We start from the raw sequence: 14,489 nt of genomic DNA, 5'->3' as shown, positions 1-14,489 counted from the left end.
GCGATGACACCGCCTTTGTTGCAAGTGAACGATTTGCGTGTGGGCTTGCCTACGGCGCGGGGCTGGGCGCAGGCTTTGCGTGGGGTGTCGTTCAGCATGGCCAAGGGCCAAACGCTGGGCCTGATTGGCGAGAGCGGTTGTGGCAAATCGCTCACGGCGCTGGCCTTGATGGGCTTGTTGCCCGAGCGCGCCCAGGTCAGCGGTTCCATGCGCCTGAATGGCACCGAGCTGGTGGGCATGCCCGAGCCGCAGCTGTGCCAGTTGCGCGGGGCCCGCATGGCCATGATTTTTCAGGAGCCGATGACGGCACTCAACCCGCTGCACCCGATCTGGCAACAAATCGCCGAGCCCTTGCGCCTGCACCAGAACATGGGCGCAGCCCAAGCCAAAGCCCGTGCGCTGGCGCTGCTGGAGCGCGTGCAACTGCCCCGCGCCCGTGAGCGGCTCGATGCCTACCCGCACCAGTTGTCGGGTGGCCAGCGTCAGCGGGTGATGATCGCCATGGCGCTGGCGTGCAGCCCGGATTTGCTGATCGCCGACGAGCCGACCACGGCGCTGGATGTGACGGTGCAAAAGGAGGTGCTCGCGCTGATTCAGCAACTGGTGCGCGAAGACGGCATGGGCTTGCTGCTGATCAGCCATGACCTGGGCTTGATGCGAGACCAGGTGGACCGGGTGATGGTCATGTACGGTGGCTCGGTGGTCGAGAGTGCGGCCACGCCCGAATTGTTTGCGCAAAGAGCGCACCCTTACACGCGTGGGCTGTTTGCAGCGCGGCCCCGCCTGGGCCTGGCACGCGGCACCCGCTTGACCACCATCGCAGGCAGCGTGCCTGATTTGGTGGATTTGCCTGTGGGCTGTGCGTTTGCGGACCGCTGCCCTGATGCCGTTGAGGCCTGCCGCAGCCATGCGCCCGAGGTGTTGACCATTGCGCCACGGCTGCCCAGCGACACCGCGCATCAAGTCAGCTGCCCTCGTTGGAGTTTGTCATGAGCACCGCAGCGCCATTGCTCGAAGTGCGGCATCTGGGCAAGCGCTTTGCCTTGCCTCGGACCCGGCTTTGGGGCCCTTCAGACCATTTGCTGGCCTTGTCGGAGGTGAGCTTCAAGCTGGAGGCCGGCAAAAGCCTGGGCGTGGTGGGGGAGTCGGGTTCCGGCAAATCCACCTTGGCGCGCTTGGTCATGGCACTGGATGTGCCCAGCGCAGGCCAAGTGCTGATGAACGGCGTGGACCTGCATGCGCTGGGTGCTGACGATTTGCGCCGTGCGCGCAGTGGTTTTCAGATGGTGTTTCAGGACCCGTATGGTTCGCTGGACCCGCGCCAGAAGGTGCTGGACATCGTGACCGAGCCACTGGCGTGCTTGTCGGTGGGCGGCCCTGTGAGCCGGGCCGAGCAGCGTGAGCGGGCTGATTTGGCCTTGAGCGAAGTCGGGCTCAGAAGCGCCGATCTGGACAAATATCCGCATGAGTTTTCCGGCGGCCAGCGCCAGCGCATTGCCATTGCCCGCGCCTTGATCACCCGCCCGGCCTTGATCGTGGCCGATGAGCCGGTCAGTGCGCTCGATGTCTCGGTGCAGGCGCAGGTCTTGAACCTGATGATGGACCTGCAAGAGCGCTATGGCCTGAGTTATCTCTTTGTCAGCCACGATCTGGCGGTGGTCAACTTGATGTGTGACGATGTGCTGGTGTTGCAATCCGGACACGTGGTGGAGCATGCCTCGGCAGAACAAATTTTTAAACGGCCCGAACACCCCTACACTCGGGCCTTGTTATCGGCAATTCCCGGTCATGGGAGCCGGCCCATTGAGGAGTCAAGATGAAACGCGATCGATCCATTTCCCGCCGTTGGTTGGGAGCCTGTTCAGTAGCCCTGTTGGCCACGGCCAGCTTGGCCTTGACGCCTGCCTTGTCGCAAGCGCAAAGCCGCAAAGACACTGTGGTGCTGGGCATGATTTTGGAGCCCACCAGCTTGGACCCGACCATGGCCCCGGCTGCGGCCATTGGCGAGATCGTGCACTACAACATCTTCGAAGGCCTGACCAAGATCAACGTGGACGGCTCGGTCTCGCCCTTGCTGGCCGAGAGCTGGAAAATGGACGCCGACGGCAAAGCCTTCACCTTCAAGCTGCGCAAGGGCGTGAAGTTCTCGGACGGTTCGACCTTCGATGCCGAATCCGTGAAGTTCAGCTTTGAGCGCGCCAAAGCCGAAAAGAGCACCAACAAGGCCAAAGGCGCGGTGTTCAACAACATCAGCCACATCTCGACCCCCGATGCCCACACCGTGGTGCTGGTGCTCAACAACCCGGACGGCAACTTTTTGTTCCGCATGGGCGAGAACACCGCGGTGATCCTGCATCCCAACAGCGCTGCCAATGCCGCCACCAAGCCGGTGGGCACCGGCCCCTACAAGCTGGACAACTGGGCCAAGGGCTCGGCAGTGACGCTGTCCAAGTCGGACACCTACCGCGATCCTGCGGCCATCAAGATCAAGAAGGTCACGTTCCGATTCATCAACGACTCGGCTGCGCAAGTCGCTGCGCTGTTGGCCGGTGACATCGATGGCATGCCACGCTTTCAGTCGCCCCAGAGCCTCAAGCAGTTCCAGGCCGACAAGCGCTTTGTGGTGGAAGTCGGCAGCACAGCCGGCAAGGGCATCATGACCATCAACAACCGCAAGAAGCCGTTTGACGACGTGCGCGTGCGCCGTGCGCTGTCGCATGCGATCGACAAGAAAGCGTTCATCGATGGCGTGTTTGAAGGCCTGGCCAAGCCGATCGGCAGCCACATGGCCCCCACCGATGCCGGTTATGTGGAGTTGAGTGGCCTGTACGCCTACGATCCTGAAAAAGCCAAGGCCTTGCTCAAAGAAGCCGGTGTGCAAACCCCGCTGAACGTGACCTTGACGCTGCCCCCACCGCCTTATGCCCGCAAGGGCGGCGAGATCCTGGCGGCGCAGCTGGCCAAGGTGGGCATCGTCGCCAAAATCGAAAACGTCGAATGGGCCCAGTGGCTGGGCGGCACCTTCAAAGGCAACTTTGACCTGACAGTGATCAACCATGTGGAGCCGCTGGACTACATGAACTACGCCAACCCCAACTACTACTGGGGCTACGACAGCAAGGCTTTCCGCGATCTGGCAGCCAAGCACTCGGAAGCATCTGGCAAAGAGCGTACCAAGCTGTTTGGTGACATGCAGCGCCTGATTGCGCAGGATGCGGTCAACGTGTTCCTGTTCAATGCCTCCAACACGGCGGTGTACCGCAAAGGCCTCAAAGGACTGTGGTCCAGTTCTCCGGTCTTTGCCAACGACATGTCGGCCGTTTCCTGGCAATAATTTTGGCCGCCGCCCGAAAGCGGCAAAAAATGCCGCTATAATTCAATGCATAGCGCGGCTGTAGCTCAGCTGGATAGAGTACTTGGCTACGAACCAAGGGGTCGTGGGTTCGATTCCTGCCAGCCGCACCATATTGAAAAGCTCACAACGAAAGTTGTGGGCTTTTTCTCTTTGTGGCCCCCACATTTCGCACCATTGGCCAGCACGTCATGAGCAAAGCATTCACCCAAGAGACCGATCAGGACGATGACGACGCTCCGGGCTTGCCCGCATTGCCCAGCGGTACCCGCAATTACATGACGCCTGCGGGCTATGCCCGTCTGCGCGCCGAGTTGTTTGAGCTGATCGATGTCGAACGTCCCAAAGTGGTGGAGATCGTGCACTGGGCCGCCAGCAACGGCGACCGCTCGGAAAACGGCGACTACCTTTACGGCAAAAAGCGTCTGCGTGAAATTGACCGCCGCATCCGATTTTTGACCAAACGGCTGGAAGTGGCCGAGGTGGTCGACCCCTCGGTGCACCATGGCAGTGAGCAGGTCTTCTTTGGCGCCACGGTCACGTATGTGGAGGGCAGCGGTGTGGAGCGCACCGTCACCATTTTGGGCATCGACGAAGCCGACAGTCTGCAGGGGCAGGTCAGCTGGATCTCGCCGATTGCCCGCACCTTGCTCAAGTCGCGTGTGGGCGATGAGCTGAAGTTGGTGACGCCTTCAGGGGTGATCCTGATCGAAGTGCTGGAGGTCCACTACCCAGTCAAGGCGGGGTAATCCAGCTGGCACGCCAGCAGTGCGTGCGCAGTCTGGGTGCCTCAGGTGGGCAAAGCGCCCTTGTTCAGCTGCCGCTCGGCCTGGATGACCGAGGGCGTGCGCTTGAGCTGGCGCAAAACGCTGTCCAAGTGCGTCACATCGCGCACCGCCACCACAAAACGCAGATCGGCCGTGTCTTGAGGCGATTCGTGGCCCATGTCCACGTGAACGATGTCGGCCTCGGCGGTGGCCATTGCGCCAGCCACCCGGGCCAGCACGCCTTTGCCGTTGACCACGGTGACCGCGATGCTGGTTTCAAAGTTGCGCACCGGCTCGTCGGACCATTCGACGCCAATGAAGCGTTCGCTGTCTTTGTGTTCCAGCTTGCGCGCGGTTTGGCATTGGCGTGTGTGCACGGCCAGGCCTTCGCCTCGGCCCAGGTAGCCCACGATGTCATCGCCAGGCAAAGGGCGGCAGCAGGGCGAATACACCACCGATGCGTTTTCACTGCCGTCCAGCGTGATGGCGCCTTGCGAGACTTTTTCATGCGCGGTGAAGCGTTCACGCGTCATGAGCAAGGCATCGGGTTTTTGGCCCAGTTCGCCCAGCAAGACCACCAGCCGCTTGGCCACGATGCTGGCAATCCGTTTTCCCAGGCCAATGTCCATCAGCAAGTCGGCGCGGTTGCGGTTGCCCGTAAAGCGCAGCAGTTTGTCCCACAGCGGTTGAACCTTCACGTCGTCGCCAGGCAGCTGTTCGATGCCTTCGGCCCGCAGGGCCTGGTTGAGCAGTTTTTCACCCAGGTCCATGGACTCGGTTTGGGCCATGGTTTTGAGGTGGTGGCGGATCTTGGAGCGCGCACGGCCTGTGCGCACAAAGCCCAGCCATGCGGGGTTGGGGGCCGACACGGGCGCGGTGATCACTTCGATCACGTCACCGTTTTTCAGCTCGGTGCGCAAAGGCACTTGTTCGCCATTGATCTTGGCGGCCATGGCGTGGTCGCCCACGCGGCTGTGAATGGCATACGCAAAGTCCACCACGGTGGCGCCACGCGGCAAGGCCATGATCTGGCTCTTGGGTGTGAAGACATAGACCGCATCGGGGAACAAATCGACCTTGACGTGGTCCCAAAATTCGGCGGCGTCCCGCGTTTCGCTCTGGATGTCCAGCAGCGATTGCAGCCACTGCGTGCCCAGGCGTTCGGACTGGGCGCTGGCGGCACTGTGCTCTTTGTAGAGCCAGTGCGCGGCCACGCCGGACTCGGCCACCAGGTGCATGGCTTCGGTGCGCATCTGGAACTCGACGTTCACGCCCGAGGGGCCCACCAAGGTGGTGTGCAGTGATTGGTAGCCGTTGACCTTGCCGATGGCGATGTGGTCTTTGAACTTGCCGGGCACGGGCTTGTAGATCTGGTGCAGCAAGCCCATGGCGGTGTAGCAGTCGATGACCGTGGGCACGATCACCCGGAAGCCATAAATGTCGGTGACTTGCGCAAAACTCAGGTGCTTGTCGTCCATCTTTTTGTAGATGGAGTAAAGGGTTTTTTCGCGCCCGCTGATGCGCACATCCATGCCGGCTTGCTTGAACAGGGTCTCGACTTCGCCTTGTACTTTTTGAATCAGGTCGCGGCGGCGGTTGCGGGCGCGTGCGACAGCTTTGGTCAACACCGCATAGCGCCAGGGCAAGAGGTGTTTGAAGGACAGGTCTTGCAGTTCGCGGTAAATCTGGTTCAGGCCCAGCCGGTGCGCGATGGGGGCGTAAATTTCGAGGGTTTCAGAGGCGATCCGCCCCCATTTGCTGCGCGGCATGTCACCCATGGTGCGCATGTTGTGGGTGCGGTCGGCCAGTTTGATCAGGATGACCCGCACATCGCGCGCCATGGCCAGCAGCATTTTTCGGAAGGACTCGGCCTGGTTTTCTTCGCGGGTGTTGAACTCGAGCTTTTCCAGTTTGGTCAGGCCGTCCACCAGTTCGGCCACGGGGGCACCAAAGCGCTCGATCAGCTCGGATTTGGTGACGCCGCAGTCCTCCATGGCGTCGTGCAACAAGGCGGCCGACAGGGCTTGGGCGTCGAGCTTCCATTCGGTGCACAAGGCCGCCACCGCGATGGGGTGGGTGATGTAGGGCTCGCCGCTTTTGCGCATTTGCCCCAGGTGGGCTTCGTCGGCAAAGCGGTAGGCTTTGCGCACCATGTCAGCGTCTTGCGGGCTCAGGTAGTCCAAGCGGGCCGTCAATGCTGCAAAGCTGGCCGCAGCTGCATTGGCCATGGCGGGGCTGATCGCCTTGGGGCTGCTGTGTGCAGAAGTTGAAGAAGGGGGCATGGCTGCGCTCATGGCATCAATGTAACTGAAGCAGCACAAGTCTCAGAGGGAAACAGACGAAAAAAAGCCCCATGGTTGGGGCTTTTTTTGGGGCCGGCGCAAGCCGGTTGGGGCGCCAATCAGGCGACGCGCTTGAGCATTTCAATGCCGACTTTGCCGGCGGCGATTTCGCGCAGTGCGGTCACGCCAGGTTTGTTCTTGCTTTCGATGCGAGGGGTGTGACCCTGGCTCAGCATGCGAGCGCGGTAGGTGGCAGCCAGAACCAGTTGGAAGCGGTTCGGGATCTGTTCCAGGCAGTCTTCAACAGTGATGCGGGCCATGGTGGTTTCCTTCAGAGATTTAGGCGAGATGGAGCGCCGTGAATGTGTCAGCGCGGGCTCTTCGCTGGGCGATGTATTTGAGCCTTTGGGCATGAACGATGGCTTTGAGATCAAACAAAGCACGCTCAAAAACTTCATTGATTATAACGAAGTCGAACTCTTTGGCCTGGGCCAGCTCCACAGCGGCGTTTTTCAGGCGCAGCTCAATGATGTCAGGCGCGTCTTCGCCACGCCGCTCCAGACGCGAGCGCAGCTCTTCCCAGCTGGGCGGCAGGATGAAGATCAGCACCGCATTGGCATACATCTGTTTGATCTGGATGGCGCCTTGGTAGTCGATCTCCAGCACCACGTCCGAGCCCTGACTCATACGCTCTTCGATCATTTTTTTGGAGGTGCCGTAGCGCTGGCCGTGCACATTGGCCCACTCGACAAAGGCATCGGCGAGCACCATCGCGTCAAATTCTTGCTGCGAGGCAAAGAAGTATTCGCGGCCATGCTTTTCCTGGCCACGGGGCGCACGCGTGGTGTGCGACACCGAGGGGTGCACGCCCGAGTCCAGCTCCATCAGCGCTTTGACCAGACTGGATTTGCCCGCCCCGCTGGGGGCGGCCACGACAAAGAGGTTTCCTGGGTATTCCATGTTGAGGGCTTTATTCGATGTTTTGGACTTGTTCGCGCATTTGCTCGATCAGCACTTTCATGTCCACAGAGATGCGGGTCATCTCCAGCACGGCCGATTTGGAGCCCAGGGTGTTGGCTTCGCGGTGCAGCTCCTGGATCAAAAAGTCCAGGCGCTTGCCGATGTCGCCGCCCTTGTCCAGCAAGCGGCTGAGTTCGTCCAGGTGCGAGCGCAGGCGGGTCAGCTCTTCGGCCACATCGATGCGGATGGCAAAGGCGGTGGCTTCGGTCAGGGCCCGGTCCTGGGCCGTTTCGGGCAGGTGATTGCCATCGGCCAGAGCCATGGCGTCTTTCCAGCGGTCCAGAAAGCGCTGGCGCTGCTGCTCGACCAGTTGGGGCACCAGGGGGCCGGCCAATTCGGCCAGTGCGCGCAGTTGGCCAATGTGGCCCTGCAGCATCTCGGTCAGGCGGGCGCCTTCGCGGGCACGTGCTTCGCGCAGGGCGTCAATCGCTTGGGTGGCCACTTGCATCCAGGCGGCTTCGTCGGGTGCGGCTTGGCTGTGGCTGCCGGCGCTCATGCGCAGCACATCGGCCACGCTCAGATCGCGGGCCTTGGGCAGCCAGTCCTGGATCTTGTCTTGCAGGGCGGCGATTTTTTGCAGGGTCTGGTGGTTGGGCGCTTGCAGGGCGGCGCCGTCGGCGCTGTCCTGGCTGGCACGCACTTCGACTTTGCCGCGTTTGATCTGACGGGTGATCAGTTCGCGCAGACCGGGTTCGAGCTGGCGCAGCTCTTCGGGCAAGCGGAAACTCAGGTCCAGAAAGCGGCTGTTGACCGAGCGGATTTCGAGCCCCAGGCGGGTGGCGGGGGCCGTGCTGGCGGCGGTTTCGCCGTCCACCACCGGCGTGCTGTGCTGCACGCTGGCGTAGCCGGTCATACTGTAAACTGACATTGAACTGGTTCCTTCGCGCCGCAGGCCGAACACCGGCTTGGGGCAATTGCCTTGAACAGGCCCCGAAAGGCTTGGCAATGCATGAAACAGGGCATTATCGCAAACTCGCCCGCCACCCCGTTCTGTCCCCGCATCACACCATTCGCAAAAGACACACTCATGACCACTTATGTTCGTTCCGGCCGTGCGGCCGATGCTTTGCGCGCCGTGCGCATGACCCGCGGTTACACCATCCACGCTGAAGGCTCGGTGCTGATCGAGTTTGGTCAGACCCGCGTGCTGTGCACCGCCTCGGTCGAAGAGAAAGTGCCAGGTCACAAAAAAGGCAGCGGAGAAGGTTGGGTCACGGCCGAGTACGGCATGTTGCCCCGCGCCACCCACACCCGTGGCGACCGCGAAGCGGCTCGCGGCAAGCAAAGCGGCCGCACCCAAGAAATCCAGCGCTTGATCGGTCGCTCGCTGCGTGCCGTGTTCGATTTGAAGAAGCTCGGTGAGCGCACCATCCACCTGGACTGCGATGTGCTGCAAGCCGACGGCGGCACCCGCACCGCCAGCATCACAGGCGCTTTTGTGGCCGCGCAAGATGCGGTGGCCTGGTTGATGGCCACGGGCAAGCTGCAAGAGTCCCCCATCATCGACCGCGTGGCGGCGATATCGGTGGGCCTGAAAGACGGCGCCGCCTTGCTGGACCTGGACTACCCCGAAGACTCGGCCTGCGACACCGACATGAACGTGGTCATGACCGGCGCGGGCAACTTTGTGGAAGTGCAGGGCACCGCCGAAGGCGTGGCCTTCACCCGCGTCGAGATGGACCGCATGCTGGCCTTGGCCGAAAAAGGCATCGCCCAATTGGTGCGTCTGCAAACCCAGGCACACGACGAGCCCAAGACCTTGACCTTCAGCGCCTGAACATGAAGATCGTCCTCGCCTCCAACAACGCGGGCAAGCTGGCCGAGCTGCAAACCATGTTCGCGCCGCTGAACATGACGCTGGTGCGCCAGTCCGAGCTGAACATTCCAGAAGCCGAAGAGCCATTTCGCACCTTTGTGGAAAACGCTTTGGCCAAAGCCCGGCATGCGGCGCAGTTGAGCGGCTTGCCTGCGCTGGCTGACGATGCCGGTTTGTGCGTGGACGCCTTTGGTGGTCAGCCCGGCGTGGACACGGCGTATTACGCCACCCGCTTTGGCTATGCCAAGAGCGACGACAACAACGTGACGGCTTTGCTCGAGCAGATGCAAGGCCTTGACCAGCGCCGTGCGGCCATGGTCAGCACGCTGGTGGCGGTGCGCAGCGCCGACGATCCGGAGCCTTTGATCGCCGTGGGCCGTGTGGTGGGCGAGATCGCCCGTGAGCGCTTGGGCAGCAATGGCTTTGGCTTTGACCCGATCATGTTCATCCCCGAATTTGGCAAGACCTTTGCCCAGTTGCCGGTGGAGGTCAAAAACGCCAACAGCCACCGGGGCCGTGCGGCACAAGCCATGCTGGCCTTGATGCGCGAGCGTTGGCTGGACGCACCCACAAGCCCTGCCGCAGCATGAACCCGCTGGATCCGGTTCACGCCATGCGACCGGGCGTGCTGCAGCTCAATGCTTTGCCGCCGCTGTCGCTGTATGTGCATTTGCCCTGGTGCCTTAAGAAGTGTCCGTATTGCGATTTCAATTCGCACGAGTTCCGCTCGGGCGACGATGCGGCGTCCACGCAGGATGCTTACATCAACGCCTTGTTTGCCGATCTGGAAGCGAGCTTGCCCTTGATCTGGGGCCGCAGCATCCAGACCGTGTTTTTGGGTGGGGGCACGCCCAGCTTGTTCGATCCTGAAGCCATCAACCGTTTGGTGGGTGGCATCCGTGCACGTGTGCGTTTGGCACCTGATGCCGAAATCACCATGGAAGCCAACCCCGGCACCTTTGAAAAAGACCGCTTCAAGGCTTTCCGTCAGGCGGGCATCACCCGTTTGTCGATTGGCGTGCAGAGTTTTGATAATGGGCATCTGAAAGCGCTGGGCCGTGTGCACGACCGCGACCAGGCCTTGGCTGCGGTGACCGAAGCGGCCCAGGTGTTTGACACCTTCAACCTGGACCTGATGTACGCCTTGCCCGGACAGACACTGGCGGGTTTGACGCAGGACATCCAGACCGCGCTGGCGTTTGCGCCGCCGCACATCTCGATTTACCACCTGACCATCGAGCCCAACACGGTGTTCGCCAAGTTTCCGCCGACCTTGCCCGAAGACGATCTGGCCTACGAAATGATGGACCGCATCACCGAGCTGACTTCGGCCCAAGGCCTGTCACGCTACGAGGTTTCGGCCTACGCCAAGCCTGGCCATCAGTGCGCCCACAACCTGAACTATTGGCAGTTTGGCGATTACCTGGGCATTGGGGCAGGTGCCCACAGCAAGCTGAGTTTTGCGCACCGTGTGGTGCGCCAGGTGCGTTACCGCGAGCCTGCGCTGTACATGCAGCAGGCCATGAAGGGCGAGCCGGCCACGCAAAACACCGAGGTGTCACGCCAGGACTTGCCTTTTGAATACATGCTCAACGCCTTGCGCTTGCGTGAAGGTTTTGTCTTGAGCGATTTCGTCGATCGCACGGGTTTGGCGATGACCAGCATTCAAAAAGGCCTGCAAGAGGCCGAGCGTTTGAAATTGATTGAGCGCGATTTGCACCGTGTCTGGCCCACGGAGCGCGGCTTTGACTTCTTGAGCGATTTGCAGGCGCTGTTTTTGTCAGAGACTGCCTGAGCTTGAGCGTCTGCCCTGGATCAAGTTCACCAAGCCTTTGAAGGCGTAAAGCATGAGCAAAGCGCCCAACAAATCGCCCACAAACATCGGCCAGAGTTCCACCATCAGCTGGTGGCTGTGCACGTTGATCAGCGCCCACAGCAACTGATGAAGCACGGCATTGGCGGCCGCATAAAACAGCGTGAAATTCAGCAATTGCTGGTAGGTCAGGTTTTTCAGGTCTGCACTGAGCAGGCCCTTATGGCTCATGGTTTTCATGACCACCCAGGGGGTGAAACCTGAAACGATGCCGGTCAGAAAAATGAGCATGGCATGACCATGCAGCAGATGTGCGTGGTCCAAATACAGCGTGCCCAGAAAGATGCCCAAGCATCCCGGCAAGCCCATGCCCAAGACCAAGAGGACCCTGAAACCGGCGGGCAGGAAAATCCAGTTGACGCCTTGGCTGTGTTCGAGTGCTGAAAAGATCAGCTCGTTGAGCCTGAAAAATCCGGCAAACAAAGCCGCACTGACCAAGCTGAGAACCACAGCCTCAGCCATGTTTCTGATGGACAAGTTCATGCCAATGATGTTTGCTGAGCTTGTGTCAATGATTGGCCGAGGTGGTCGAAATAGGCCAAACTGCGCTTGGTCGGTGTCAGGTATTTGGCGCGTCGGTCACCATCGAGGTGCAAGGTGCCGATCATGTCTTTTTCCCGCAAGCGGGTGATGCGCTTGTGCAGGGTGGCGGGTGAGCCCAAGCGATCCAAGCCGATGGCTTCGCGCACGGTCATGGGTTTGCCTTCGTGCCAGCGCAAGACCACGGATTCCAGCAATGCCAATTCGTTGGCATCCATGTCTTCGCCTTCCGGCAGTGCCTGCACCGCACGTGCCAGTTGCAAAAAGCGCAGATAGGCTGAAGCAAAAGGGCTTTTGATATTTTCCATAAATTTAATTTTAACGGCATCTTCTCTGGCTTGTAATGCCTTCGAATTTGTTTCGAGGGTTTGCCGATCCCGGGCAATTGCCCGATCAGGGCGGAAGGCGCTCAGCCAGTGCGAGTAAATATTTTTAAAATGTAAAAATAAGAATTAATTTCAAATTTCGAGAAGAACATTGATGCTGGCCGTTCAGTGTGGCAGCGCACATAATCAGGCTGATCATAGTTAAAGCGATAACAGTTATGAAAACCACTGCACTGAGAATCTTCTGGCTGATGCTTGCCGCCGCTTCACATGGCGCGCTTCACGCCCAAACAGCCGCCCCAAGCGCACAACAGATGATTGAGCAGCTCAAAGCGCCATCGCAGGGTCCGCGTTTGAGAAGTCTGCGCAATTTGACGGTGGAGTCCAACAGTGCAACCACGCCCGATGCGAACGAGACTTCTGCGGCGCCGCAAGCTGCGAGCAACCAGACATCCTCTTCGGCTTCAGTCTCTGCTGCACCTCAGGCCAAACCTTCTTTGTCCTTGCTGATCCAGTTTGATTTCAACTCTTCACAAATACGACCTGAAAGTCAGCAGGCATTGCTGAATTTATCGCTCGCCTTGAATTCGGCCGAGTTGTTGCCGTCCAAGTTTGCGGTTGAGGGACATACCGACGCCAAGGGACTGGCCGATTACAACCAGAAGTTGAGCCAGCAACGCGCTGAAGCGGTGCAGGCCTTTCTGGTCAAGAACGGAGTCACTGTGGCCCGCTTGACGGCAGCTGGCAAAGGCGCCACACAACTGGCCAACGCGTCCAATCCATTGGCCGCAGAAAACCGCCGAGTGCGCATTGTCAATCTCGACTGAGTCAGGGCAGCCTTTTGCGGCTGCTTTGGAGCGAACGTTGCTCAAGCGTCTGGCCTCTTGGCCGGACCGCTGGGTGCTGACTGGGCTGGTGCTCGCTTTTTCAGCGTGGGTGATTCTGGATGTTTTCTTCCTGAGCGTCAGTGGCGGCATTGCACAGACCACCTATGACACCATGGTGCGTGGACGCTTGCTGACAGCCCCGCACGATGAGCGCATTGTGATTGTCGACATCGACGAATCAGCCCTGGCCCGCATGGCCCCCGAGTTCGGCCGTTGGCCTTGGCCGCGTGACACTTTGGCCACAGTGCTCGATCACATCGAAAGTCAAAATCCCGCAGCCGTGGTTTGGGACATTGTGTTTTCGGATGCCGACAGGCTCAGCCCTGGCGGTGATGCGGCGATGGATCAAGCTGCACAAAGAAGTCAGCACAGCCATTTCAGCGTGGTGCGCTTGCCTGCTGCGAACGATGGTCAGAGCAGTCTGAGTCAACAGCATTTGCCCAGTTTGTGGGCGCAAACCCGCGCGGCCGATGCAAGCGTGGAGGCCACCGTGGCCTTGATCCCGCCGGTGCTGCCGCATGTGGCCGTGAAGCCCTTGGGTTTTAACAACGGCTATGTGGATCCCGATGGCATGCTGCGGCGTTACCGTTACTTTGAGCGTTTGAGCGATGGCGGCATCATCCAGTCATTGCCCATGAGTGTGACGCAATCTGTCGATCCTGCCGCTTATGGCTACTGGCTGACCCAGTTTCAGAACAAACCTGCGCCCATCAGCAAACCCGAAGCGACGCGTGATGACGTGCTCATTCACTGGCGCAAAACAGCCACGACGTACCAGCGCGTGAATTTCGCTGATGTTTTTGAGCAGGCCGATGGTGGTCAAGCGAATCCCCGCGTGCCCTCGATGGCCGGAAAAATTGTGATCATTGGCGCCACCGCACCCAGTTTGCACGATACGCACCCCACGCCCTTGTCGGGCACACAGGCGGGTGTCGAGTCCTTGGCCACGGGCATTGACAATGCTTTGCATCGCCGCGCGATCTGGGAGCTGCCCAAATGGGCTGGTGCCGCAGTGGCGATCTTGATGTGTGCAGGCATTGCCTTGTGGAGCCACCACCGAAGCGTGTCGTCCCTGGCCCCTGCCATGTTGGTCTTGCCCGGTGTGTTGCTGGGCATTGGCTTTGCCAGTTTGCACACCGAGCATGTGTTCATTGACCTGCATCTGTCTGCGGGCTTGGCGGTTTTGTTTTTGGCAGTGCTCAAATTTTGGTACACGCTGCGCAAGCGCCATTGGTGTGGCGACTTGCCAGATACAACTGAGCCTTTGGCGGTTTTGCCCTGGGTGTCGGACCAGTCCTGGAGCCATGACCAGCTCGACCGATTGATGGCGTGCTTGCAAGCCTCGGGCAAAGATTGCCGCTTGGTGTCGCTGGATTTGACACCCGGGGACAATTTGTCTGCGCGCTGGCGTCCGTTTTCGCCGTGCTTGGCCATTGTGGGCCCGCAGGCTCAATTGCTGCGCGTGCAACCTTTGCTGTTGCGAGCGGTCAAGGGTTTGTCGGTCCGCCAAGGTGAGGTCACGACGCTGCCGCAAGGCTTGTCGGCACAGGATGTGCGCCTTGCTGTCACGCATCTGGCCCTGGCGGGCTGGACGGCATTGCAACCACCGGTTTTTTCATGAAAAGT

The 14,489-nt window shown here is 60.2% G+C and carries 15 protein-coding genes and 1 tRNA gene; 10 read left to right on the top strand and 6 right to left on the bottom strand.

Annotated features, from left to right (window positions below; translation table 11 throughout):
• The first annotated feature begins 3 nt into the window (after positions 1 to 3).
• From Q1W40_RS03165 to greB, 5 genes are all read left to right on the top strand, one after another.
• Positions 4 to 993, top strand: a complete 990-nt coding sequence (locus Q1W40_RS03165; RefSeq protein WP_300708788.1) for an ABC transporter ATP-binding protein — start codon at positions 4 to 6, stop codon at positions 991 to 993.
• The gene (locus tag Q1W40_RS03160; protein ID WP_300708786.1) at positions 990 to 1,820 is read left to right on the top strand and encodes an ATP-binding cassette domain-containing protein; all 831 of its coding nucleotides are present in this window, start codon (positions 990 to 992) and stop codon (positions 1,818 to 1,820) included. Before Q1W40_RS03165 ends, Q1W40_RS03160 begins: the two co-directional genes overlap by 4 nt.
• Positions 1,817 to 3,334, top strand: a complete 1,518-nt coding sequence (locus Q1W40_RS03155) for an ABC transporter substrate-binding protein (RefSeq protein ID WP_300708784.1) — start codon at positions 1,817 to 1,819, stop codon at positions 3,332 to 3,334. The genes Q1W40_RS03160 and Q1W40_RS03155 overlap by 4 nt, the downstream gene beginning before the upstream one ends.
• A 54-nt stretch (positions 3,335 to 3,388) precedes the next feature.
• A tRNA-Arg gene (locus tag Q1W40_RS03150) sits at positions 3,389 to 3,465 on the top strand.
• A 78-nt stretch (positions 3,466 to 3,543) separates the two neighbouring features.
• Positions 3,544 to 4,101, top strand: a complete 558-nt coding sequence (greB, locus tag Q1W40_RS03145; protein WP_300708782.1) for a transcription elongation factor GreB — start codon at positions 3,544 to 3,546, stop codon at positions 4,099 to 4,101.
• A gap of 41 nt (positions 4,102 to 4,142) precedes the next feature.
• Here greB and Q1W40_RS03140 read toward each other — a convergent pair whose 3' ends face one another.
• The 4 genes from Q1W40_RS03140 to Q1W40_RS03125 all read right to left on the bottom strand — a co-directional run bounded on the left by Q1W40_RS03140 (position 4,143) and on the right by Q1W40_RS03125 (position 8,289).
• On the bottom strand, positions 4,143 to 6,401 hold the full coding sequence (locus Q1W40_RS03140) for a bifunctional (p)ppGpp synthetase/guanosine-3',5'-bis(diphosphate) 3'-pyrophosphohydrolase (RefSeq protein WP_300708780.1): 2,259 nt from the start codon (positions 6,399 to 6,401) through the stop codon (positions 4,143 to 4,145).
• Between the two features lie 119 nt (positions 6,402 to 6,520).
• On the bottom strand, positions 6,521 to 6,721 hold the full coding sequence (gene rpoZ / locus Q1W40_RS03135; protein ID WP_108322400.1) for a DNA-directed RNA polymerase subunit omega: 201 nt from the start codon (positions 6,719 to 6,721) through the stop codon (positions 6,521 to 6,523).
• Between the two features lie 19 nt (positions 6,722 to 6,740).
• Positions 6,741 to 7,361, bottom strand: a complete 621-nt coding sequence (gene gmk / locus Q1W40_RS03130) for a guanylate kinase (protein ID WP_300708777.1) — start codon at positions 7,359 to 7,361, stop codon at positions 6,741 to 6,743.
• 10 nt (positions 7,362 to 7,371) lie between these two features.
• A complete protein-coding gene (locus Q1W40_RS03125; protein WP_300708775.1) occupies positions 7,372 to 8,289 on the bottom strand; it encodes a YicC/YloC family endoribonuclease in 918 nt (305 codons plus the stop codon).
• Positions 8,290 to 8,448: 159 nt separating this feature from the next.
• Here Q1W40_RS03125 and rph point away from each other — a divergent pair, with 159 nt between their 5' ends.
• Genes rph through hemW form a run of 3 tightly spaced genes read left to right on the top strand, consistent with a single transcriptional unit; the run spans position 8,449 to position 11,032 of the window.
• A complete protein-coding gene (rph, locus tag Q1W40_RS03120; RefSeq protein ID WP_108322397.1) occupies positions 8,449 to 9,198 on the top strand; it encodes a ribonuclease PH in 750 nt (249 codons plus the stop codon).
• Positions 9,199 to 9,200: 2 nt separating this feature from the next.
• Entirely contained in the window at positions 9,201 to 9,827 is a 627-nt protein-coding gene (rdgB, locus tag Q1W40_RS03115) for an RdgB/HAM1 family non-canonical purine NTP pyrophosphatase (protein ID WP_300708772.1), read from the top strand.
• Positions 9,824 to 11,032: a radical SAM family heme chaperone HemW gene (gene hemW, locus Q1W40_RS03110; RefSeq protein ID WP_300708770.1), complete on the top strand. Its 1,209-nt coding sequence runs from the start codon at positions 9,824 to 9,826 to the stop codon at positions 11,030 to 11,032. Before rdgB ends, hemW begins: the two co-directional genes overlap by 4 nt.
• Here the strand turns inward: hemW and Q1W40_RS03105 are convergent.
• Complete coding sequence (locus Q1W40_RS03105) at positions 11,018 to 11,593, bottom strand: hypothetical protein (protein WP_300708768.1); 576 nt, start codon at positions 11,591 to 11,593, stop codon at positions 11,018 to 11,020. The two genes, hemW and Q1W40_RS03105, sit on opposite strands and share 15 nt — an antisense overlap.
• A complete protein-coding gene (locus tag Q1W40_RS03100; RefSeq protein WP_300708766.1) occupies positions 11,590 to 11,958 on the bottom strand; it encodes a hypothetical protein in 369 nt (122 codons plus the stop codon). The genes Q1W40_RS03105 and Q1W40_RS03100 overlap by 4 nt, the downstream gene beginning before the upstream one ends.
• A 188-nt stretch (positions 11,959 to 12,146) precedes the next feature.
• Between Q1W40_RS03100 and Q1W40_RS03095 the strand changes: the two genes are divergently transcribed.
• The gene (locus Q1W40_RS03095) at positions 12,147 to 12,803 is read left to right on the top strand and encodes an OmpA family protein (protein WP_300708764.1); all 657 of its coding nucleotides are present in this window, start codon (positions 12,147 to 12,149) and stop codon (positions 12,801 to 12,803) included.
• A 37-nt stretch (positions 12,804 to 12,840) separates the two neighbouring features.
• Positions 12,841 to 14,484: a CHASE2 domain-containing protein gene (locus Q1W40_RS03090; RefSeq protein ID WP_300708762.1), complete on the top strand. Its 1,644-nt coding sequence runs from the start codon at positions 12,841 to 12,843 to the stop codon at positions 14,482 to 14,484.
• The last annotated feature ends 5 nt before the right edge of the window (positions 14,485 to 14,489 follow it).

The sequence above is a fragment of the Limnohabitans sp. genome (genome assembly GCF_030158565.1).
Taxonomy (GTDB): Bacteria; Pseudomonadota; Gammaproteobacteria; order Burkholderiales; family Burkholderiaceae_C; genus Limnohabitans_A.
The sequence above is the reverse complement of the archived record's forward strand: the minus strand, read 5'-3'. Positions and strand labels throughout refer to the sequence as shown.